Below are 21,750 nucleotides of genomic sequence, written 5' to 3'. Positions count from 1 at the left end.
GCTACCTGTTTGTTAAACGTCGAGAATAAGCCCGATAGTGTGCCATAATCTTGCGGCCTGGCATACTTGAGCCGGGGAACGACAAAGGATTTTTAGACTATGCAACCCATTCAAGGGGCGGCTACGCGTCCTTCGGGGAACCTCCCTCCACACCTTCTGCGGCAGGCGAATTTCCGCTTTCCTCCAAACAACGTACCGTTCTGGAACGATTGATCACGCGAATTGTTGCGCTAAACCAGCAACAAAGTGCTGAAGTGTGGGCGGGACTCAAGCATGATCTCGGGCTAAAAAGTGAAACACCACTGTTGTCGCGCCACTTCCCGGCAGCCGAACAAAATCTTAATCAGCGAGTTAGCGTGGCTCAAACCAGCCACGCCACACGCCAGGTGGTTCAGCAGCTCAGCGAGTTGCTGGCGCAGGGCAATAATCGCCAGGCTGTCAGCGACTACATTCGCCAGCAATTTGGCCAGACTGCGCTAAGTCAGCTCACCCCAGAGCAGCTCAAAAGCGTGCTGACGTTATTGCAAAATAACCAACTGGCGATCCCACAACCGCAACAGCGCCAGGCCACCGACCGCCCGCTGCTTCCGGCAGAGCATAACTCGTTAAATAAACAGGTCGCCAAACTGACCGCCGCGACGGGCGAATCCGGAAAATTAATCTGGCAATCGATGCTTGAGCTTTCTGGCGTGAAAACAGGCGAACTGATTCCAGCCAAACACTTCACTTTGCTGACCACCTGGCTGCAAGCGCGCCAGACATTGAGTCAGCAAAATGCGCCTACCCTGCATACCATTCAGGCCGCACTGAAGCAGCCACTGGAACCGGCTGAATGGCAAGAGATGACCGATTACTCCCAGCAACGCTTCCAGGCGACGCCACAGACGTTACTGTCCGCAGCACAAGTGCAGGATATTTTGAATCAGGTGTTTTTAAAGCGGGCGCAACGCCAGCCAGCGGCGCTTGAGACACATCATATTCAGCCTATAGCCAGCCCAATCTGGGCACCGTTTATCGAGCCGATGAAAGTCGTGAGTGCGCGACCAGGCATGGCGCTGGTTGCGCTGGTTGTGGTCATGGCACTGCTGTGGATTGTGTTGTAGTGGTGCGTGATGCTGCCGTGCGGGTGAATGCGCCGTTCATCCTTTTCCGTCACCCTGCCGTAGCGATCGTAATGGTAAAAACAGTGCGCATCTTCGCTGCGGATGCGCTGCCCGGTGGGGCCGTAGTGGTAACGCTGTGTTCTGCCGTCAAAGCCGCTTTCCTGCGTCAGCCGGTCCAGGGTATCGTAGACAAAGTACATTAAAGGATAATACTACATAATATACGACGCATTAATTAATAGAATCATAATGATATCCTTTTAATTTCATTGCGCCATTAACTATTTCATAGACAAAAACCTCATAAACATTTCTTTTTGTATACTCTGAGATATATGTCAATACAATCTCATTATTACTAAATAAATAATATGATTTTTTTTACTTTTCAATGTCGATTTTTTGAATACCCCCAAATTTTTATTCTCAGCTTCAGTTAAAACACTTACAAATTGCTCTTCCGTTGCTTCAATTTTAAGTACACTAGATGTTTCGGCATAAATTTCAGCATACTCTTTTTTTTCATACATAGAATGAAATCTATCAACACATTTTTGTGCCAAATCCACATCTATTGGAGTACAGGCGCATACAACGAGCATAATTACTAAAATATTCAAAGATCGCATAAATATTCCTTTTAATTAACCAAGCAGATTTGAGGTGTTTGACAAACAAGGCTTCCTGAATAATAACCAGCGCCGACACCAATACTAGCTGATGTTAAAGGTGAACCTGGATTGTCTAAATCATCCTGTATCGCAATGCCAAATCGTCCAAAAGCCCCACCACTTGCGCCAATCCCACCTGAGCGTCCTACCCCTGTCGACGGTTGAGCACCTGAGGTTCTTACGGTCAGAACTGCTCCGACATTACCTCCTGAACCCATATGTCCACATGCAGCCAGATAGAAGCAAATATCTGAAATCCAATCACCTTTCTTTTTACTAAACGCAACACCAAAGCCAGCATTTCCGCCTAATGTAACAATATCAAGTGATCCTGTTAGATCAATAGAAGTTGTTCCTTCAATTTCATCAACCCAAATTATGTCAAATAGGTTAACCAAACCCAGTGGATCAACCTCCTGCACTGGATTATTCGTATATTTATATAAATTCCCCCCTCAACCCAATCGGATCCTGGGTAATATACCGCCCCTGCTGCGGGTCATAATAACGATGGCGGTTGTAATACAATCCCGTCTCTTCATCAGCCTGCTGGCCCGGCAGACGAATGAGTTGTTGCAGATGATGCGGGTTTTCTTCTGTCAGCTGATTGCCCCATTCATCGTATTCTGCCTGCCAGGTTATCGCTCCTGCTTCATCAATCAGCGCCAGCGGCAGTCCCCGGTGGTCACAGTGGTAAAGATGGATTTTTCTCTCCGGGATGTGTTCCGGCTCCAGTTGGTTTTCCATCTGTTCCACGTTCAGCCCGCACTTCGCCAGCCACTACAGTGCCATAATTAAGTATTAACTGAATTATTTCTCTTTGAGTGTTACAACATGAATATCGTCATAAACTATTTGTTTTATTTTATCCCGACCATCTTCTTTCTTTATTATAAACATCTCATTCAATTCATAATTAGAGTATATCGAATGATAAGTCAATCTTATATTACCATCCCCAATCAATACCTTTACCTGATCGCTTTTTAATAACCTCCCATATTGATAACTTCCAAGCACAGAAGCATTTTTGTTCATAAGGGAAAAATAATCTGACTTTGTCATTGAATCTTTAAATTCTTTAGAAACTATATCTACATAAATTTTTTCAAAATCTTTTAAATTGAATTGCTCGTGAAATGCCTCGACTGTAAGCATTGCATCACGGGAACCTTCATCGCTGCAGCCAATCAATACTTGGGTGCTTAACATAACCCCAACAATATAGAATTTATATTTTTTCATGTTAATTCACTATGCATTTAGTATATTGCTGACAAGTAAGAACACCATTAAAACTCCCACCACCAAGCCCACCTATGCCGATTGCCGATGCATCAAACACGATTCCTTTGGCATAAGTATTCCCTGGATTCCAACCATTAGCACCTATACACATATTGTGATTAGCTTGTGCTACTTCATAGGGTGATGCTCCATTCTGTGTCATTAAAATATCTAAGCTACTAATATTTCTACCATAACCCTCAAACCCTGTACCTAAGTTGATTTGGCTGCTCAACCCCTTCGGATCTCTATATTGAACTGGATTTAGCGGATAAACATAAGCAGTCCACCCACCCCTTAGCCCAATAGGATCCTGGGTAATATACCGCCCCTGTTGCGGGTCATAATAACGGTGGCGGTTGTAGTACAGCCCCGACTCTTCATCCGCCTGCTGCCCCGGCAGCCGGATGAGCTGTTGCAGAGCCTGCGGGTTATCCTCTGACAGCAGGTTTCCCCATTCATCGTATTCCGCACGCCACGCAATAGCTCCCCCTTCATCAATCAGTGCCAGCGGCAGTCCACGGTGGTCGCAGTGGTACAGGTGGAGTTTTCTCTCCGGTGTGTGCTCCGCCTCCAGCTGGCTTTTCATCTGTTCTGCCGTCAGCCCACACTGCATCAGCCACTGGCGGCTTTGTTCACTGACCTGGTCAGTCCGCAGCTCCCGCTCCAGGTTATCCAGCAGGCTCACCAGTTCCGGCCTGAACGCCATCCCTGCATCCTGCTGCAGTTTCTCCGCCAAGGTACGACGGGGGGTACGTACAGTTTATCTGTGTACTGAGTAATAGTCCTATTTCAGTTTAATTACATTACCTCGTTTACCTGAATCATCGATATAAAAGCTTTGCAGGCATAAGTCTTTTTTATCATTATAATTGTAGATAAACTCCTCAATTAAAGAGTAGTATTTATAAGTTGTTCGGTAACTTAAAATTATTTTTTTTGAGTTGATAACATTACTATGCAATAAAGTTGAATGTTCAAACTCACCGAACACCTCCATCTTTCCATTCATAATTGATAGAAATTCATCTCGGGGTGTTGCTTGCTGAAAATCATCACAGGATTCATTGTATATCTTATCTAAATGCTGGCTGTTATAAAGAGATTGAAATAAAGAAACCTTATTTTCAGCTTCCTTCCTTAAAGGTTTATCGTTTTTAAAGATAACACTAAACATGTATCTGAATAATATAAAAGCCATTACAACAATGATCAGTATTGTCAATTTATTTTTGTTCATCATTACCCCAACAACTCTGATAAACATTTTGCATATTGTGAGCAATTACTCAACTCACCGACCCAGGCTCCAATACCAGGACCTACACTTAAAATTCCAGTAAGATTACCGGTCATACACAAATCCTTCTGTTTACATGAACTGAAAATTGATGGTTACGCGGGGCTGCCATTCAGAACTGCCGCATGTCCGGCGGCTGGCGGCTGTCCGCCTCCGGTGCTTCCGGCGGATTGTCCGTCAGACCGCAGTTCCAGTTAATCATCAGGGCATCGCCGCTGACGCTCTGCACACCCTGCAGATTAATGGCGGTGCCGTTGAGGAAGATTTTCCCGTCCTTCGTCAGCACCAGCCTCGCCATCCCGCAGCGCAGTTCCAGATGCTCACCTGCGGAATACACCGCCACCTTGCCGGTGCTCTCGGTGCGGTTTTTACCCACCGTGAAGGTGACATTCTCCCCGACGCTGACGTGATACCCCTTACCGACCACCAGCGATTTCTGTATCCCCACCTGTGAGGACTGCGTCAGCGCCACCGAGGTGTTCATCACGCCCCCGACGGTGGTCTGGTAAGCCAGCCCCACGGTCAGCGCGCGGACAATACCCACCGTCTCCGACTGGTTCTGGCCGACGGTGATACTCTGGTTTTGCCCCACGATTTCTTTCTGGTTTTGCACCACCGTCTGCAGCTGGTTTTGCTTCACGGTGATGACCTGGTTGCCACCGATGGTTTCGCTATGGTTGACTTTCACATCGGTGGTGCGGTTATTGAGCACTTCAGTGTCCATGTTCTTCTGCGCATGGAGGTACAGCTGCTCCGCTGAGGTCGCGTCATCAAAGCGCAGTTCGTTAAACCCGCTGCCCTTGTAGGTTTTTGAGCGGAGGGTCATCTGATCCTACCCACGTAATGCAGACACGGCCCTAAGCGAGATTCAGATTTTCAAATTGTTCCGGGCTGAGTCCGCCACAGGCACTGTGGCGACGCCACCGATTGTAATCACACTCGATATAATTAAACACCGTCGTCCGCATCATTTCCCGGCTGATAAAGCGTTCACCGTGGATACATTCGACTTTCAGTGAGTGGAAGAAGCTTTCTGCACAGGCATTATCGTAACAACAACCCTTTGCACTCATGCTACCGCGCAGGTTATGCCGCTTCAGTAGCGCCTGATAATCCGCTGAGCAGTACTGCCCACCACGGTCGGTGTGAACGATGACATTTTCCGGGTGCTTACGTCGCCACAACGCCATCTGTAGCGCATCGCAGGCCAGCTGTGCCGTCATCCGCGATGACATTGACCAGCCGATAACAGCACGTGACCACAGATCGATGACGACAGCCAGATATAGCCAGCCTTCATCAGTACGTAAGTAGGTGATGTCACCCGACCATTTCTGGTTTGGACCGCTGGCGTAAAAATCCTGCTTCAGCAGGTTCTCCGACACCGGCAGGTCATGCTCGCGGTAACTGACCGGGCTGAACTTCCGTGACGCTTTCGCCCGAAGCCCCTGACGACGCAGGCTGGCTGCCACGGTTTTCACGCTGAAGCGGTAACCCTGAGCATGCAGTTCATCGGTCAGGCGCGGTGCGCCGTAGCGCTGTTTTGCCCGGTGAAAAGCCTCGTGCACGGCGCTGTCACAACTCAGACGGAACTGCTGGCGTGAGTTTAGCCTCGCACGCCGCTGAGCCCACGCATACCAGCCGCTGCGGGCCACCCGGAGGACGCGACACATGGCTTTGATGCTGAACTCAGCCTGATGTTTTTCAATAAAGACATACTTCATTTCAGGCGCTTCGCGAAGTATGTCGCGGCCTTTTGGAGAATGGCCAGCTCCTCGTCCCGTTCCGCCAGCTGGCGTTTGAGACGAGCATTTTCAGCAGCGAGTTCATTTTCACGCTCAGAGGATGAGAGCTGTTGCTGCTGTTTACTGCGCCAGTTATAAAGTTGCGATTCATACAGGCTGAGTTCACGGGCAGCGGCAGCAACACCGATGCGTTCAGCGAGTTTCAGGGCTTCACTGCGAAATTCAGGGGAATGCTGTTTACGGGGCTTTTTGCTGGTTGATACTGTTCTTGTCATGTGAGTCACCTCTGGTTGAGAGTTTACTCACTTAGTCTCGTGTCCACTATTCGCGGGTAGGATCAAACTGCGTTTTCGTTCCCGGCAGGTCTCCCGGTGAACCGTTAAATTCATGATAAGTCCGCCCCATCACTATCGGCTGGTCCGGGTCACCGTTGAGGAAATCGACTATCACTTCCTGGCCGACACGCGGTATCGCCAGGTGACCAAACCCGGCACCGGCCCACCCCTGTGACACCCGTATCCAGCACGAGCTGTCTTCCGTGCCGCCGTGATAACGGTCCCAGCGGAATTTCACCCGCACCCGCCCGTGTTCGTCGCAGAAAATCTCCTCCCCCGGCGGGCCGGTCACCACCGCATTCTGCGGGCCATCGACTTTCGGTTTGAAGCGCGGGGCCGGACGCCAGGTGCGTGTGGCGGGCATCACACTGAACTGGTTGATGAGGGTGGTGCCCTCGCCGCGACTGCCATGCAGCGCCTGCGGCTGGTCACCGGTCAGGATACTGCTCACCACCTGCCATTCCCGGTTCTGGGCCTTTATCGGGTGACCGGAAAGGGTGAAACGCACCCCCGGCCATAACGTCGCTGACGTGCTGGTCCCCGTGGCAGTTTCCGCCTGATTGCGGCAGCCCTCGGTTTTGTAACGGGTAAAATCCCGGCCGTGCTGCTCATCCTTGAAACGCCCCGGATAATCATAAATTTCATACTGTGCGCGCTGGCCGTTCAGGCTGTCGGCCTTGTGGTTATACCTCCCCGGCCAGTCCGGTACCTTAAAGGTGTAATCCTGGCTCATGACCGAAGACGGCAGCACGTTCGCTTCGTAACGAAACACGCTGATGCACTCCCTGGTCACGTCCGGGGTATTCGGGTTAAAGGGAAAGGTATTTTCTGCGCGGACCAGTCCAGCTGCGTCATCACACAGCGTCAGTTTCTGCACCTGCGCTGAGGCGTCATCGAAGAAGCTGATGCCTTCCTCGGCCCACAGTCTTGCCAGAAAATCCAGGTCAGTTTCCCCGTACTGAACGCAGAATTCCCGTGCCGGATGGCTCTCATAAAAGGAGGAGGTCCAGTCCGTGACGCCGTTTTCCGCCAGCAACGTGGCGGTGATGGTTCGGATATCCTGCTGCTGAAAAATACGGAAGTTCTGGCGCAGGCCGCAGCGCCACAGGGGAGGATGAATGCGGAAACGGTAGCGCATCTGCCAGCCGTTGTTCTCGCTCATGCCGAAGGTGGCAATCATGCCGCTGACATGGCGCACGGCGGTGGCACCCTGCCAGACCGTCAGCGTGGCATTCTGCTCGAGTAACTGTTCGGCAGTCTGGCGGAAGGAGTCGCTGGCAACATCGACGTCGAGGATAAAGGAGGAGGAATAATGCTGGCGGAGGAAGAAACTCACCACCGCAAAGGTGTCCGGCTCAAGCCCCGCCACCTGTAGCGTAAAACGCAGTCCTTTTACTGACATAATTCTTCCCTGTGCCGACGCGCTGCCGGACAAATGATAAACATGGTTAACAGGTGAAGAAGAATAAGCAGTCTGTTTTTTTATAGTGTGACCGCGGTCAGTTTTTCAGGTTGAAAATCAGAAAATTGATAAATATATCACTTATATATCAACTATTTAATTAATTTTGCGTATGGTTACCCTAAAGGGATTTACACTGTGAATTAATCGTTCTGACTCAAAGCAAATTGGTAGGGAATAAGAGAAATAAAAACAAATCTACAAGATCTAACTTTTGGAATATTGACTTACAACGATCACTACCTCCATAGGAGATCGTGTAAGGATGGCAAAAAAACGGGGCACCCTTTATGGGCCGATGAAGATAGTGAGTGCGCGACCAGGCATGGCGCTGGTTGCGCTGGTTGTGGTCATGGCACTGCTGTGGATCGTGTTGTAGCAATTTGCCACCCATAACGGGTGGCAGACATTATTTACGGAAAGCGATTAATGTCACGACAATCCCCATGGCCGCAGAAATCGCTCCAGCAAGGAACACCGATGGATAGCCCATCGATGTGGCTAACAGCCCGGTTAGCGGGCCAGCGATACCGTAAGAGATATCCTGAAATGCCGCATAACCGCCGAGTGCTGTGCCGCGCACTTGCGCCGGAACGCGTTTCACGACTTCAACACCCAGCGCCGGGAAGATCAGTGAACAGCCGCAACCGGTGAGCGCCGCGCCCATTAGCGCAACGCTCGCTTCCGGCGCTTGCCATAACAAAACCAACCCGACAGTTTCTATCGCCAGCGAAATCAGAGCCACACGCACACCACCAAAACGGTCTGGCATCCAGCCAAAAAACACACGCATCAGGACAAAAGCGCCACCAAATGCGGTGAGCGTGAAACCCGCCCAGGCCCAGCCTTTAGCAGCAAAGTAGAGCGAAACAAAAGTACCGATAACAGCAAAACCAACACCCTGCAATGCCAGACCGACTCCGGGTTTCCAGATAAGCCCAATCACGGCAAACAGCGCAGGACGCTCACCATTATGCGCCGGTACTGCACGAACGCGCCCATTGAACGCCCAGGCGACCAATGGCAGTGCAATGGTCGACACACCCAACGCGACAAATCCCCAATGGCTATTTAACAACAAACCCAGCGGTGCACCAGCAGCTAATGCGCCATAAATCGCCATCCCATTCCAGGACATTACTTTGCCGGAACGCGCCGGGCCCACTAAACCCATTCCCCAGGTAAGATTGCCAGTCAGCAGTTGGCTTTCGCCAAAACCGAGAATCAAACGACCGACAATCAGTAACCCGAATTTAGCCATTGCATCAACCGGCAACAATGCTGCCAACAGATAAGCAACTCCCGCAAAGGCGCAGGCACACATGCCTTGTAAGGTCGAGCGCTTTGCACCTTGCTGATCCGCCAGGCGCCCTGCGTAACCACGTGTTAAAACCGTTGCCAGGAATTGAATCCCCACGGCAATCCCCACCATGGTGTTGCCATAGCCGAGTTGGTGGTGCACAAAAAGCGGGATAACAGGCAGCGGTAAGCCAACTGTCATATAGGTAAGAAACACCGCAAAGGTGATATTAAATAAAGACTTATTTCCTGATTTGGTATTTTTTAGCTGAGAATCAATCAATGCAGACATGCTGCTTACTCCATTTATTGCAGAGTAAGGCGAGGAGACCACCACGCCCTTTCCCTCTGAACGTTCAGATTAAGGGTGCGTTGGTTGACGTTGAACGCTTACGCATTATCAAATTGATAATGTTATGGCGAGATAGTGCCTTCAGTGATTGATGCTGTCAATAATTGTAAATGGCAAAAAAAACGGGGCGCCAAAGGCACCCCGTTAGAAATAATCGCTGTTTGCGATGAATTACGCGTTAACTTTGCGCATCACCAGCGTGGCGTTAGTCCCACCGAAACCGAAGCTGTTAGACATAACAGTATTCAGTTGACGCTCGGTAGTTTCAGTCACGATATTCAGACCAGCAGCCTGCTCATCCAGCTCTTCAATGTTAATGCTTGGCGCGATAAAACCGTGTTCCAGCATCAGCAGAGAGTAGATAGCTTCCTGAACGCCAGCGGCACCCAGAGAGTGGCCAGTCATCGCTTTGGTCGCGGACATAGCTGGTGAGTTGTCACCGAAGACTTCTTTGATTGCGCCCAGTTCTTTCACATCGCCAACCGGCGTAGAAGTCCCGTGGGTGTTCAGGTAGTCAATCGGGGTATCCACACCATGCATTGCCATCTTCATGCAGCGCACTGCGCCTTCGCCAGATGGAGCAACCATGTCTGCGCCATCAGAAGTCGCGCCGTAGCCAACGATTTCAGCGTAGATGTGTGCGCCACGAGCCAGAGCGTGCTCCAGTTCTTCAACTACAACCATACCGCCGCCGCCTGCGATGATGAAACCGTCACGGCTCGCATCATAGGTACGGGACGCTTTGTCCGGCGTTTCGTTGTATTTGGTCGACAGTGCGCCCATTGCATCGAACTCACAGGCCATTTCCCAGCACAGCTCTTCGCCGCCGCCAGCAAAAACGATGTCCTGCTTGCCCAGCTGAATTTGCTCAACAGCGTTACCGATACAGTGCGCAGAAGTCGCACATGCGGAGCTGATGGAGTAGTTCACACCGTGAATTTTGAACGGAGTCGCGAGACATGCGGAAACCGCAGAACCCATCGCTTTGGTCACAACATAAGGACCAACCGCTTTCAGGCCGCGCGGGCTACGCATTGCGTCTGCACCGAATACCTGAGATTTAGAAGAACCACCGGAACCTGCAATCAGGCCAACACGCGGGTTGCTTTGATAAACTTCTTCTTTCAAACCAGCATCTTCAATAGCTTGCTGCATTGAAAGATAAGCATAGACAGAGGCATCGTTCATGAAACGGACAACTTTACGGTCAATCAGGCCGGTGGTGTCCAGTTTAACGTTACCCCACACGTGGCTGCGCATTCCAGAATCTTTGAACTCTTGAGAGAAAGTGATCCCCGAGCGACCTTCACGCAGAGATGCCAGGACTTCCTGCTGGTTGTTACCGATGCTGGAAACAATGCCCAGACCAGTAATCACTGCACGTTTCATTCAATACCTCTTCCACTGCACTATTTAGGATTTCGACAGGCACAATAGCGTACACTTGTACGCCGAACAAGTCCGATCAGACAAAACGGCCTGAAATTTGCGCCGCTTCGCACACATCGTTACTATCCTTTCACTGCCTGCCAGACGAGTAACTTACGTGAAACACTCCCCAATACAATCGGCCAATCTGGGCTTTAACGAAGAGGGTACACCTGTATCCCGAGAGTTCGACGATGTTTACTTCTCTAATGATAATGGACTGGAGGAAACTCGTTATGTCTTTCTTGGGGGAAATCGTTTGTCAGAACGTTTTGCGACCCACGACCGCTCACTGTTTATCGTCGGTGAAAGCGGATTTGGCACTGGACTTAACTTCCTGACTTTATGGGAAGTTTTTGAACAATTCTGCCAAAAACAGCCGAATTCTACCCTACAGCGCCTGCACTTTATTAGTTTTGAAAAATTCCCTCTGACAGCGAAAGATTTACACGCTGCTCATGCGCACTGGCCCGAACTGGCGTCTTTTGCTCAGCAATTACAGCAACAATGGCCACTACCTATCGCGGGCTGTCATCGCCTTTTGCTGTCTGGTGGACGCGTCACTCTGGACCTCTGGTTTGGGGATATTAACGAGCTAATACCGCAGTTAGATGACACGTTAAATAATCAGGTCGACGCCTGGTTCCTTGATGGTTTTGCCCCGGCAAAAAATCCAGACATGTGGACGCCGCAACTATTTAACGCAATGGCAAAACTGGCTCGCCCAGGTGGCACGCTGGCGACATTCACCTCCGCAGGATTTGTGCGTCGTGGTTTGATTGACGCCGGTTTCACGATGACCAAAAGCAAAGGCTTTGGCCGCAAGCGGGAAATGCTGACGGGAGTGATGGAAAACGCCCTCGAATCGCCACCCCGCGCGCCCTGGTATGCTCGCCCCGCAGCCCGAGGCAACGAAGTCGCGATTATTGGCGGCGGTATTGCCAGCGCCCTGCTGTCACTCGCTTTGCTGCGTCGTGGCTGGCAGGTCACGCTGTACTGCGAAGATAGTGCTCCGGCCCTTGGCGCTTCCGGCAACCGCCAGGGCGCGCTTTACCCGCTGCTCAATACCCACAGCGCCACACTCACCCGCTTTTTCAGCGCTGCATTTACCTTTGCCCGCCGTTTATATGACTCATTGCCAGTAGAGTTTGATCATGACTGGTGTGGCGTCACGCAACTGGGCTGGGACGAAAAGAGCCAGCATAAAATCGAGCAACTGCTGAGCCTCGAATTTCCAGAATTACTTGCCAGAGCGGTGAGTGCCGAAACGGTGGCAGAACTGTGTGGCGTTGAAACAGGCCATGGCGGAGTCACTTACCCGCTCGGTGGCTGGCTATGCCCGGCACAACTGGCAGCCGGAGCATTGGCGTGCGCCGAAAAGATGGGATTAAAAACGCATTATCAGCATCGTGTTGAATCCTTAAGCAAGGCATCTGATGCGTGGCAATTAACCTTCGCTGACAATACCGTTCAGCAGCATGCCGCAGTGGTGTTAGCCAACGGCTATAAAATCAATAAATTCCCGCAAACCGAGAAGTTACCGATTTCCGCTGTCGGCGGACAGGTGAGCCATATTCCCACCACGCCATCACTTTCAGAGTTACGCCAGGTGTTGTGTTACGACGGTTATCTGACGCCACAAAACCCGAACAATCAGCAACATTGCATCGGGGCGAGCTATCATCGGGGCGTGGAGGAGATGCGCTATAACGATGAAGATCAGCAGCATAATCGCCAGCGTTTGCTTAACTGCCTGCCGGATGTGCAATGGCCTCAAGACGTCGATGTCAGTGCCGGAGAAGCTCGTTGTGGAGTCCGTTGCGCGTCACGCGATCATATGCCGATGATTGGATCTGTTCCTGACTACAACGCCACACTTGAAGCTTACGCAACGCTGGTTGAAAGCCATGAAAATGCCGAAACCGCGCCGGTGTACCCAAATCTGTTTATGCTGGCATCCCTCGGTTCGAGAGGGCTTTGCAGTGCGCCACTGGCGGCAGAGATTCTGGCAGCACAAATGAGTGATGAACCCGTTCCGATGGATGGTGAAATATTGGCAGCGTTAAATCCGAATCGATTTTGGGTGAGAAAATTGCTGAAGGGGAAAGAAGTTAAATAGGGGTGAGTTTAACGCCCTCACCCCGGCTCTCTCCCCCAGGAGAGGGAGAAAAGCATACCGAACAGTTCCCTCTCCCTGGGGAGAGGGTTAGGGTGAGGGGAATAACTTAAAATTGCGCTTTCTGGTACAAGTTGTCCCACATTTCCAGCACCAAAGACTGGTCGCGCGGCGAAAGCTCACCTGCCTGAATCGCTTTCTCCAGGCTGCCGGATACCGCACCGTGCAGCGCTTCCGGGCTGTGATCTTCACCATGCTCTACATCGGCAACAGCCAGAGTCAGGTGGCCACGCAGATAACCGCTGGCAAACAGCTCGTCATCACTGGCTGTCTCAACCATTTCATCAATTAGCGCCAGTATGCGTGTCTCAAATTCCGCGATCATCGTACTTCCTCTTTTTTTGCAGGTAATTAATTTAAATCTTCCGGCCACGGGAATTGTTCTGCGGCCAGCGGCGGGGTTTTGTAATACTCCCGCAGTGCTTCAATCAGTTTTGCCGTGCGAGCCGGTATGCCCTCTTGCAGGTAAATCATCACCTGCGCATGCACCCGACGCTGGAAGGCGATTCTGTCCGGGTCGACATCGCCGCTCAGGTTGTCGCAACTGACATTGAACGGGAAGTTGGCTGCCACGCACAGTAACCATTCCTGCGCCTGGGGTTTAACTTCCACATCCTCGAATTTACTTTGTGTCTCGGCATCACGCCCATCAGGGCAATACCAGTAACCAAAATCCACCAGTTCACGGCGCGCTTTGCCAGCGATAAGCCAGTGGGAAATCTCGTGCATCCCGCTGGCGTAATAACCGTGGGCAAACACTACACGGTGATAAGGAATTTCCGCATCTGCTGGAAGATAGATCGGTTCGTCGTCGCCTTTAATCAGACGTGTATTAAAATCGTCTTTAAAGCAGCTATCGAAAATATCGATAAGTTCCTGATAATGGTGTTCTGTTTTTATTGTCATCATTGCTGTTGTCATCTCAAGCTATCCCCAACCAATGGAGGATCTCCGTTCCGTGGCTATCAAATAAGAGTTTGGCACTCATCACCGCCGAGACAATCACTATCATCGGGCGGATCAGTTTTTGGCCTTTACTCAATACCAGACGCGATCCCATTCGCGCCCCTATAAATTGCCCGGCCATCATCACAAAACCGGTTCCCCAAATCACTTTCCCGCCAATGATAAACAGCAGTAAGCCACCGAGGTTAGACGCGGCGTTTAACACTTTGGCGTGAGCGGTAGCTTTGGCGAGGTTAAAGCCGCATAACGTGACAAATGCCAGCGCGTAAAAAGAACCCGCACCAGGGCCAAAGAAACCGTCGTAAAACCCGACACACCCGCCAGCGACCAGCGCAAATGGCAGGCCGTATAAGCGACGCTGCCGGTCTTCGGCACCCAGTTTTGGCATCAATAAGAAGTACAGACCGATGCTAATGACCAGTATTGGCAGAATTTGGCGCAGCACGTCTGATTTTACATGCTGAACCAGTAACGCACCGGTCATTGAGCCGATCAACGTCATCAGAATATTGAGTTTCTGATCTTGCAGGCTGACCACTTTGCGGCGAATAAAATAGATCGAGGATGAAACTGAACCGCCGCAGGCCTGCAACTTGTTGGTCGCCAGAGCTTGAGCCGGTGACATTCCTGTCGCTAACAATGCGGGTATAGTAATCAAACCGCCCCCACCCGCCAGAGCATCGATAAACCCTGCACCCATGGCGACAAAAAACAGCACCGCCAGCATCAGGGGGGAAACCATAAACCATTCCATGATTTTATCCGTTAGAGAACGTGCTCATCCAGTAAGGCCTGACATGAGGCCGGAATTGGGGGTGGAGTTTTCTTTTTCGGTGCACTACTCCCAGGAGGCGGTGGTGCAAACCAGCTTTGCAATTCAGCCCCGCAACCGTCGCCTGGCGGCGGTAAGGGTTGATCTTCGCATTCAAGGCTATCAGCCGGGCAACGCAGACGCACGTGCATATGCGCACGATGAGCAAACCACGGGCGAACTTTGCGTAGCCAGTCACGATCGGCTCCGGCATCCAGACACAATTGTTGCTTAATCGCCGGATTGACGAAGATCCGCGTGACGTCGTTATCTTTCGCCGCAAGTTTGATCAGGCTGCTAATTTCAGGTTGCCACAAACGCGGTACCACATGCTGATTATCGCTGCCGACTAAATCCAGCGCCTGCGGTTTAAGTAACTGTGCAGACGTCCAGCGTGTTTTAGGTAACTGCAAAAAGATGTCTACATCCAGCCCGCTTTGGTGGCTGGCGTGGCCTGAGCTAAAACGCCCACCTGCCGCCATGCCCATATCACCAATCAACACCGTACCAAGACCAAGCTGTGTGGACTGATTACTCAGGCGCTGAATAAACATCACTAAATCGGGGTGACCGAAATAGCGACGTTGATCCTGACGCATCACCTGATAGCGCGGATCGTTTAGCGGCAACTCGTGGGCACCAACGATACAGCCGTTAGAAAAAGCACCAATAGATTGCGCACTACCCGCAATCGGATGACTAATTTTCTGCCACGGAGTGGCTGCAAAAGTAGCGGTGCTGGCAAGTAACGCCAGCAGCCCGACGAGCATTTTTTTCATCGCATTACCAACGCGGAAGAGGGAACGTCACGTCGCCGTTTTGAGCACGTTGACGCAGCATATGATCCATCAAAACAATCGCTAACATGGCTTCGGCGATAGGAACAGCACGAATACCGACGCAAGGATCGTGGCGGCCACGGGTGACCATCTCAACTTCTTCGCCTTCGCGGTTAATCGTACGGCCCGGCACCATAATGCTTGAGGTCGGCTTCAGCGCTATATTGGCGATAATTTGCTGGCCACTGCTGATACCACCCAAAATGCCGCCAGCGTGGTTGCTCTGGAAACCTTGTTTAGTGATTTCGTCACGGTTCTGGCTACCGCGCAGATTGACTACGCCAAAGCCATCACCGATTTCGACACCTTTCACCGCGTTGATGCTCATCAGCGCATGGGCAATATCGGCATCTAAACGATCAAATACCGGTTCGCCAAGGCCTGGTGGCACATTGTCCGCCACCACGGTGACTTTCGCACCAATGGAGTCGCCTTCTTTTTTCAGCGCGCGCATCAGTTCATCAAGCGTTTCAATTTTATCCGGATCCGGGCAGAAGAACGGGTTCTGCTCAACTTGATCCCAGTCTTTGATTTCCAGTGGTACATCGCCCATTTGCGTCAGGCAGCCACGAATGGTAATGCCGTATTTGTGCGCCAGATATTTTTTAGCAATTGCACCAGCGGCTACACGCATCGCGGTTTCGCGGGCGGAAGAACGACCACCGCCGCGGTAATCGCGCAGGCCGTATTTTTGTTCGTAGGTGTAATCAGCGTGGCCCGGACGGAACACGTCTTTGATTGCGCTGTAATCTTGTGAACGCTGATCGGTATTTTCAATCAACAGACCGATGCTGGTACCGGTGGTCATGCCTTCAAATACACCAGAAAGAATTTTGACCTGGTCAGGTTCACGACGTTGCGTGGTATAGCGGGACGTCCCTGGGCGGCGGCGATCGAGGTCGTGTTGTAAATCAGCTTCGGTAAGCGGAATGCCGGGCGGCACACCATCAACGATACAACCCAACGCCACACCGTGGGATTCACCAAATGTCGTTACGCGAAATACTTGTCCGATAGAATTTCCTGCCATTTGTCACGGCTCCTTACCGTTGTCATTTTCGTTGTGTTGTCAGCAAAAGAAGACGGGCCAAAAGGCCCGCCTGCACAGATTAATCTTTGTAAATGCTGAAATGTTCACGCGCGTCAATCAACTGCGATTTAGTCAGCATAAACACGCCGTCACCGCCGTTGTCGAACTCAAGCCAGGTGAACGGCACATCCGGATACTGATCCATCAGATGTACCATGCTGTTCCCGACTTCACAGATCAGGATGCCGCCATCAGCGAGGTAGTCCGGGGCACACGCCAGAATACGACGCGCCAGTTTCAGGCCGTCCGTCCCCGCAGCTAAACCTAATTCCGGCTCGAAGCGGAATTCGCCTGGTAGGTCAGACATATCTTCCGCATCCACATACGGCGGGTTAGTGACGATAATGTCGTACTGAATTTTCGGCAGGTCGCGGAACAGGTCGGAACGAATCGGCGTTACCTGGTTTTCCAGACCGTGTTCAGCGATGTTTTGCTCGGCAACTGCCAGCGCATCCAAAGAAATATCGACCGCATCCACTTCCGCATTCTGGAATTCATAAGCACAAGCGATGGCGATACAGCCACTGCCGGTGCACATATCCAGAATATGGTGTGGTTCCTGGTCGAAAAGACCGGCGAAACGGTTGGTGATAAGCTCGCCAATCGGGGAACGTGGCACCAGCACACGCTCATCAACATAAAACTCATGGCCGCAGAACCAGGCTTTGTTAGTCAGATAAGCGACCGGAATGCGCTCGTTTACGCGGCGAATCACGCGCTCAACAATACGATGACGCTCGCTAGGAGTCAGGCGTGCTGTACGCATATCTTCTGGAATATCCAGCGGCAGATAGAGGCTTGGCAGCACTAGCTGAACGGCTTCGTCCCACGGGTTATCGGTACCGTGACCATACCAGACGTTGGCGGCGCTAAAACGACTTACTGCCCAGCGCAGCATATCCTGAATGGTGTGCAGCTCATTCACTGCCTCATCGACGAAAATTTTATCCACGTTGCCCTCCGCAGGCCGTTCGCGCTAATTCAATAATCGATTAGTTTGCCATGAAGACCGCGACAAATCAGCATATCAATTACGCTCACCGTCGGGAAAATTGCGTTTTATTTAGTGATGGACGGCAAACCAGGTAAACTAGCGGCAATAACGAATGCGAGATGAGCCAGATGAAAAAGAAAACTCCGCTCAGCGTTGATGATCAGAACCTTTTCCGTGGTTTGATGAGCGGTACCAAAAAACTGACTCAGGACACGATTGTTCATCGTCCAATGCGCAAGAAAATACAGCAAGTCCCGGTGAAACGGCTGTTACAGGAACAAGCCGATGCCAGTCATTATTTTTCTGATGAATTCCAGCCACGCCTGGCGACAGAAGGCCCTACGCGCTATGTGCGCGAAGATGTCAGCCACTTTGAGCTGAAAAAAATTCGTCGTGGTGATTATTCGCCAGAGTTATTCCTCGACTTACATGGCCTGACGCAGTTACAAGCCAAACAAGAATTAGGTGCGTTAATCGCCGCTTGTCGTCGTGAACACGTATTTTGTGCCTGTGTGATGCACGGACATGGAAAACATGTATTGAAACAGCAAACACCGCTGTGGCTGGCGCAACACCCGCACATTATGGCATTTCACCAGGCGCCGAAAGAGTATGGCGGTGATGCCGCATTGCTGGTGTTGATTGAAATCGAAGAGTGGATGCCGCCGGAATTGCCTTAAGATTTTATGTCGGATGACGCTGCGCTTATCCGACCTTGTATCTTGAACCGGTAGCTGGTTAGCTACCGGTTACATGAAACGGAGGAAGCTTGTATCCGACCTGAAGACCTCGATCTTCCGACGTAGCTTAAGCCCTCCGTTTCACCTTTCACGCCACTCAAAATCCGAACGGTAACCAGAAGCTCTGACTTCGCATGTACAAGGCTGGAATGGCGTGTTGGTTCACGTGGAAGGAGATGAAATATGGCTTTTCTCGGTGCTGATATCAGCAAAAATAAAATAGATGTCTGTCTGCTTGTTGCCGGTATTAAGGGTAAGAAAAAGCAGAAAGTCTTCACCAATGAACCCTGTGTGGCCCGCAAAATCATCGACTGGCTGGAGGCCCAAAAATGCGCCTCTGATAATATGACAGTCGTGATGGAAGCCACGGGTATCTACCATGAGAATCTGGCGTATGGGCTTCATGATGCGGGGATTTCTGTCTGCATGGCCAATCCATACCGTGTCCGTGAGTTTGCCTGCGGAATGGATATCCTCACGAAAAATGACACAGTGGACGCATTTGTGCTGGCCTGTTATGGCGAGCTGAAGCATCCCGATGCCTGGGTCCCACCGTCAGTTGAAGTCCGTAAACTCAGGGCGTTGTTGCGTCAGCGCGACGCGCTGAAAGAGGATGTGCAGAGGACGGCCAACCGGCTTGAAAAAGCGCATTCAACCTCGACACCACGGGAGGTCATAGGCTCACTGGAGCGGACACACGGCTGGCTGAGTGATGAACTGGAACGGATAGAAAAGCTCATTACTGACCACACAGATAACGACCCGGGACTGAAGGCCGATCTGGAGCTGCTGAAATCGATAAAATGTGTGAAGGAGCAGGTGGGACGGGAGATGCTGGCACTACTGAAAGACGGGACGTTCAAAAGTGCCTCGCAGGTGGCAGCGTATCTGGGAATAACACCGGTGGAGAGAGTGTCCGGCAGTTCGGTACGCGGGCGGGCACATATGTCAAAAACAGGCCCCTCAATAGTCAGAGCCAAACTGTATGTAGCAGCCCTGAGTGCAATCCGGTGGAATAAACCCGCGAAGGCGATATATGAAAGGCTGGTAGCGAAAGGTAAGGCGAAAAAAGCGGCGCTGGGTGCAGTGATGCGTAAGCTGGTACATATGTGCTTCGGCGTACTGAAAACCCGATTACCATGGGATGAAAATTATGCAGCTACCGCTTGACGTCCAAGACGGTAGCTACGATTTTGATTTTGATTTTGTAGGGTGGATAAGCGCAGTGTATGACCGGTCACATAGGTTACAGATCAGACCGGCCACATAGGTAACACATTCTGCCTAATCTATCCGGATGATACTTTGCTTACGTCTGTCGTAGTAAGCAAGGTCCATCTGGTTAAATATTATCGCTTCAAGCCCGTCGCTACGCTCTTCCAGCATCACATATTCCCCTCTCAGCGCCTGATTCAGGAACACTCGTTTCCCGATGTGTATCACCCCTTTGGGACCCACTCGGTACACTCTTGCCCCTTCCGGATAGCTCACCTCCGGTATTTTCCCGTCCCATCGCCTCGGCGACGGTACCCAGATACCGCCCGGCGTCAGGCCGCCCAGCGCTTCGTGCGGCCGCTCCTGATTAAACTCCCGGCGATAACTGTCGAACCAGGCCTGTTGTGCTTCGAGCGAAGCCCTCCGGTTACCGAAGCTCAGGCTGTGTTTCAGGGAGCGGTGCATGCGCTCATGGCGACCGTTCTCTTCAGGATGACCCTTACGGATGCGTTCCGGCCGGATACCGAGCTTAATCAGCCAGACTGCGAGGCGACTCAGCCCGGCGATACCGGTGCCGGCAAAAGGCTGACCGTTATCGGTTTTCAGTACCTCCGGCAGGCCGTATTCAAGGAACGCCCGCTCCAGGCAGCCCCGGACAAAGGACTCGCTTTCCCGGAACGTTCCCTCGCAGGACAGCAGATACCGGCTGTGGTTATCGGTCAGGGTGAAGGGGTGACAGTACTGCTGGCTGAGCAGGCGGAACTTGCCCTTGAAGTCGGCACTCCAGACCTGATTGACCTCGCTGATGGTCGTCAGTGGCTGCCGGTTTCCGGGCGTACGGCGACGATGAGTGCGGGGGATGACAAGCCCCTCACGCTTCAGGATATCGCCGATAGTGCTGGCGGCTGGCACATCAAACGGCACCTGGTGATTAATCAGCCAGGCGCGGATTTTTTTAGGTCCCCAGTCGGGGTGTTTTACGCGAACATCGATAAGCTGCTGAACAATCCCGGGCGGCAGGCGTTCAGGATGTGTGAGCCGGGTACGGGGCTGGTCAAAAAGAGAGGCCGGGTCATCAGGGTTAAAGCGCTGCAGCCATTTATAGCCAGTTTTGCGGCTGATGCCGAAGCGGCGGCACAGAGTGGAGAAAGGCTCCGTGCCAGTCTGGCTGGCACGGATGAAATCAAGACGTTGCATGGGTCGGGTCTCAGTCCAGGGCATAGTGAGTCTCCTCTGCTATACCGTTTATAACTGTTACCCATGTGTCCGGTCTAAAGTGTTACCCATGTGCCCGGTTTGTACCGCAGCGTCATCCACCAAACTTATCGTATGATCGCACAAATAAGAAGAGCCGCATTTCGCGGCTCTTTTTTTCATGCTTACGGCTTTCAGATAGCTTTAGCAACCTTGAGATTGCACGGACTCATCTGCCAGTTGAACACCCCTTTCCCGGTTTCGGGATCAAGTGTGACATTAGCAATAGCCGAAGTGCTGAACATCGGAGGTGTCTCTTGTGGACAGAGCTCAGACACCAGGTAGCCGACCAACGGCAAATGGGAAATCACCAACGCTGATTCAACCCCTTCATTTGCCAGAGCTTGCAGGTAATCACCCACCAGGCCCACATCGCCGCACGGTGTCAATTCCGGCAGAATGTCTTCTTTACCTGGAAGACTCAGTGCTTCCCGCACTACATCCAGGGTTTGTTCGGCTCGCAGGTAAGGGCTCACCAGAACACGTTCGATATCCGCTACTTGACCTTTCAACCACGTCGCCATGACTCGGGATTCATCACAACCACACTGGGTGAGTGGACGTACCGAGTCGCTGGCGGCATCGAGTGCTGCGTCGCCGTGACGCATGATAAAAACTTGCATATTGCACCGCTTTTGTTAACCAGGAATGCTTGAATTCCCCTGAAACTTGAGAGGAGAATT

Annotated in this window: 17 protein-coding genes and 6 pseudogenes; 4 read left to right on the top strand and 19 right to left on the bottom strand. The window is 51.5% G+C overall.

Annotation, left to right across the window (positions count from 1 at the left end):
* The first annotated feature begins 99 nt into the window (after window positions 1–99).
* Window positions 100–1,103: pseudogene (flk, locus tag D8682_RS22445) on the top strand (flagella biosynthesis regulator Flk).
* A 41-nt stretch (window positions 1,104–1,144) separates the two neighbouring features.
* On the opposite strand, the pseudogene D8682_RS27510 reads toward flk, so the two are convergent.
* The 11 genes and pseudogenes from D8682_RS27510 to fabB form a co-directional block, all read right to left on the bottom strand.
* A pseudogene (locus D8682_RS27510) lies at window positions 1,145–1,297 on the bottom strand (hypothetical protein); the annotation flags it as partial.
* Between the two features lie 144 nt (window positions 1,298–1,441).
* Entirely contained in the window at window positions 1,442–1,732 is a 291-nt protein-coding gene (locus tag D8682_RS27260; protein WP_238392788.1) for a hypothetical protein, read from the bottom strand.
* Window positions 1,733–1,743: 11 nt separating this feature from the next.
* Window positions 1,744–2,554: pseudogene (locus D8682_RS27255) on the bottom strand (RHS repeat-associated core domain-containing protein); the annotation flags it as partial.
* 30 nt (window positions 2,555–2,584) lie between these two features.
* Window positions 2,585–3,019 carry a hypothetical protein gene (locus D8682_RS22425; protein WP_064544743.1) on the bottom strand — a complete coding sequence of 145 codons (435 nt, stop codon included), beginning with the start codon at window positions 3,017–3,019 and terminating at the stop codon, window positions 2,585–2,587.
* Between the two features lies 1 nt (window position 3,020).
* Window positions 3,021–3,818: pseudogene (locus tag D8682_RS22420) on the bottom strand (RHS repeat-associated core domain-containing protein); the annotation flags it as partial.
* 30 nt (window positions 3,819–3,848) lie between these two features.
* Window positions 3,849–4,304: a sugar tyrosine-protein kinase gene (locus D8682_RS22415; RefSeq protein WP_162303037.1), complete on the bottom strand. Its 456-nt coding sequence runs from the start codon at window positions 4,302–4,304 to the stop codon at window positions 3,849–3,851.
* 169 nt (window positions 4,305–4,473) lie between these two features.
* A pseudogene (locus tag D8682_RS22410) lies at window positions 4,474–5,190 on the bottom strand (type VI secretion system tip protein VgrG); the annotation flags it as partial.
* A 28-nt stretch (window positions 5,191–5,218) separates the two neighbouring features.
* Window positions 5,219–6,381 (bottom strand): IS3 family transposase gene (locus tag D8682_RS22405; protein ID WP_121813398.1). Its coding sequence is split into 2 segments (ribosomal slippage): window positions 5,219–6,120 and window positions 6,120–6,381, totalling 1,164 coding nucleotides; the frame shifts between segments, so codons are not numbered across the junction.
* Window positions 6,382–6,448: 67 nt separating this feature from the next.
* A pseudogene (gene tssI / locus D8682_RS22400) lies at window positions 6,449–7,843 on the bottom strand (type VI secretion system tip protein TssI/VgrG); the annotation flags it as partial.
* 469 nt (window positions 7,844–8,312) lie between these two features.
* Window positions 8,313–9,494: an MFS transporter gene (locus D8682_RS22395; protein ID WP_121815170.1), complete on the bottom strand. Its 1,182-nt coding sequence runs from the start codon at window positions 9,492–9,494 to the stop codon at window positions 8,313–8,315.
* 231 nt (window positions 9,495–9,725) lie between these two features.
* Window positions 9,726–10,943, bottom strand: coding sequence for a beta-ketoacyl-ACP synthase I (gene fabB / locus D8682_RS22390; RefSeq protein WP_064544726.1), 1,218 nt, complete (start codon window positions 10,941–10,943; stop codon window positions 9,726–9,728).
* 157 nt (window positions 10,944–11,100) lie between these two features.
* Here fabB and mnmC point away from each other — a divergent pair, with 157 nt between their 5' ends.
* Complete coding sequence (mnmC, locus tag D8682_RS22385) at window positions 11,101–13,101, top strand: bifunctional tRNA (5-methylaminomethyl-2-thiouridine)(34)-methyltransferase MnmD/FAD-dependent 5-carboxymethylaminomethyl-2-thiouridine(34) oxidoreductase MnmC (protein WP_202914354.1); 2,001 nt, start codon at window positions 11,101–11,103, stop codon at window positions 13,099–13,101.
* Window positions 13,102–13,207: 106 nt separating this feature from the next.
* Here mnmC and D8682_RS22380 read toward each other — a convergent pair whose 3' ends face one another.
* The 6 genes from D8682_RS22380 to prmB all read right to left on the bottom strand — a co-directional run bounded on the left by D8682_RS22380 (window position 13,208) and on the right by prmB (window position 17,816).
* Window positions 13,208–13,483: a YfcL family protein gene (locus tag D8682_RS22380; protein ID WP_034497311.1), complete on the bottom strand. Its 276-nt coding sequence runs from the start codon at window positions 13,481–13,483 to the stop codon at window positions 13,208–13,210.
* A gap of 26 nt (window positions 13,484–13,509) precedes the next feature.
* Complete coding sequence (locus D8682_RS22375) at window positions 13,510–14,064, bottom strand: elongation factor P hydroxylase (RefSeq protein WP_162303073.1); 555 nt, start codon at window positions 14,062–14,064, stop codon at window positions 13,510–13,512.
* A gap of 16 nt (window positions 14,065–14,080) precedes the next feature.
* A complete protein-coding gene (locus D8682_RS22370; RefSeq protein ID WP_121815168.1) occupies window positions 14,081–14,878 on the bottom strand; it encodes a sulfite exporter TauE/SafE family protein in 798 nt (265 codons plus the stop codon).
* 11 nt (window positions 14,879–14,889) lie between these two features.
* On the bottom strand, window positions 14,890–15,714 hold the full coding sequence (gene mepA, locus D8682_RS22365) for a penicillin-insensitive murein endopeptidase (RefSeq protein WP_121815167.1): 825 nt from the start codon (window positions 15,712–15,714) through the stop codon (window positions 14,890–14,892).
* 4 nt (window positions 15,715–15,718) lie between these two features.
* Entirely contained in the window at window positions 15,719–16,804 is a 1,086-nt protein-coding gene (aroC, locus tag D8682_RS22360; protein WP_121815166.1) for a chorismate synthase, read from the bottom strand.
* Window positions 16,805–16,883: 79 nt separating this feature from the next.
* Window positions 16,884–17,816: a 50S ribosomal protein L3 N(5)-glutamine methyltransferase gene (gene prmB, locus D8682_RS22355; RefSeq protein WP_121815165.1), complete on the bottom strand. Its 933-nt coding sequence runs from the start codon at window positions 17,814–17,816 to the stop codon at window positions 16,884–16,886.
* A 170-nt stretch (window positions 17,817–17,986) separates the two neighbouring features.
* Between prmB and smrB the strand changes: the two genes are divergently transcribed.
* Window positions 17,987–18,538, top strand: coding sequence for an endonuclease SmrB (smrB, locus tag D8682_RS22350; protein ID WP_121815757.1), 552 nt, complete (start codon window positions 17,987–17,989; stop codon window positions 18,536–18,538).
* Window positions 18,539–18,781: 243 nt separating this feature from the next.
* Window positions 18,782–19,768 carry an IS110 family transposase gene (locus D8682_RS22345; RefSeq protein ID WP_121813607.1) on the top strand — a complete coding sequence of 329 codons (987 nt, stop codon included), beginning with the start codon at window positions 18,782–18,784 and terminating at the stop codon, window positions 19,766–19,768.
* 114 nt (window positions 19,769–19,882) lie between these two features.
* Here D8682_RS22345 and D8682_RS22340 read toward each other — a convergent pair whose 3' ends face one another.
* Both D8682_RS22340 and sixA read right to left on the bottom strand, forming a co-directional pair.
* Window positions 19,883–21,034, bottom strand: a complete 1,152-nt coding sequence (locus D8682_RS22340; protein ID WP_121813461.1) for an integrase core domain-containing protein — start codon at window positions 21,032–21,034, stop codon at window positions 19,883–19,885.
* Window positions 21,035–21,201: 167 nt separating this feature from the next.
* Window positions 21,202–21,690, bottom strand: a complete 489-nt coding sequence (sixA, locus tag D8682_RS22335) for a phosphohistidine phosphatase SixA (protein WP_064544715.1) — start codon at window positions 21,688–21,690, stop codon at window positions 21,202–21,204.
* Window positions 21,691–21,750 lie beyond the last annotated feature (60 nt).

This window comes from Buttiauxella sp. 3AFRM03 (assembly GCF_003675305.1).
Lineage (GTDB): Bacteria > Pseudomonadota > Gammaproteobacteria > Enterobacterales > Enterobacteriaceae > Buttiauxella > Buttiauxella ferragutiae.
The sequence above is the reverse complement of the archived record's forward strand: the minus strand, read 5'-3'. Positions and strand labels throughout refer to the sequence as shown.

What these genes read in the sequence shown, in the direction of transcription:
- D8682_RS27260 (WP_238392788.1), bottom strand. Translation starts at nt 1,732, where the DNA reads ATGCGATCTTTGAATATTTTAGTAATTATGCTCGTTGTATGCGCCTGT.
- D8682_RS22425 (WP_064544743.1), bottom strand. Translation starts at nt 3,019, where the DNA reads ATGAAAAAATATAAATTCTATATTGTTGGGGTTATGTTAAGCACCCAA.
- D8682_RS22415 (WP_162303037.1), bottom strand. Translation starts at nt 4,304, where the DNA reads ATGATGAACAAAAATAAATTGACAATACTGATCATTGTTGTAATGGCT.
- D8682_RS22395 (WP_121815170.1), bottom strand. Translation starts at nt 9,494, where the DNA reads ATGTCTGCATTGATTGATTCTCAGCTAAAAAATACCAAATCAGGAAAT.
- fabB (WP_064544726.1), bottom strand. Translation starts at nt 10,943, where the DNA reads ATGAAACGTGCAGTGATTACTGGTCTGGGCATTGTTTCCAGCATCGGT.
- D8682_RS22380 (WP_034497311.1), bottom strand. Translation starts at nt 13,483, where the DNA reads ATGATCGCGGAATTTGAGACACGCATACTGGCGCTAATTGATGAAATG.
- D8682_RS22375 (WP_162303073.1), bottom strand. Translation starts at nt 14,064, where the DNA reads ATGACAATAAAAACAGAACACCATTATCAGGAACTTATCGATATTTTC.
- D8682_RS22370 (WP_121815168.1), bottom strand. Translation starts at nt 14,878, where the DNA reads ATGGAATGGTTTATGGTTTCCCCCCTGATGCTGGCGGTGCTGTTTTTT.
- mepA (WP_121815167.1), bottom strand. Translation starts at nt 15,714, where the DNA reads ATGAAAAAAATGCTCGTCGGGCTGCTGGCGTTACTTGCCAGCACCGCT.
- aroC (WP_121815166.1), bottom strand. Translation starts at nt 16,804, where the DNA reads ATGGCAGGAAATTCTATCGGACAAGTATTTCGCGTAACGACATTTGGT.
- smrB (WP_121815757.1), top strand. Translation starts at nt 17,987, where the DNA reads ATGAAAAAGAAAACTCCGCTCAGCGTTGATGATCAGAACCTTTTCCGT.
- D8682_RS22345 (WP_121813607.1), top strand. Translation starts at nt 18,782, where the DNA reads ATGGCTTTTCTCGGTGCTGATATCAGCAAAAATAAAATAGATGTCTGT.
- D8682_RS22340 (WP_121813461.1), bottom strand. Translation starts at nt 21,034, where the DNA reads ATGCCCTGGACTGAGACCCGACCCATGCAACGTCTTGATTTCATCCGT.
- sixA (WP_064544715.1), bottom strand. Translation starts at nt 21,690, where the DNA reads ATGCAAGTTTTTATCATGCGTCACGGCGACGCAGCACTCGATGCCGCC.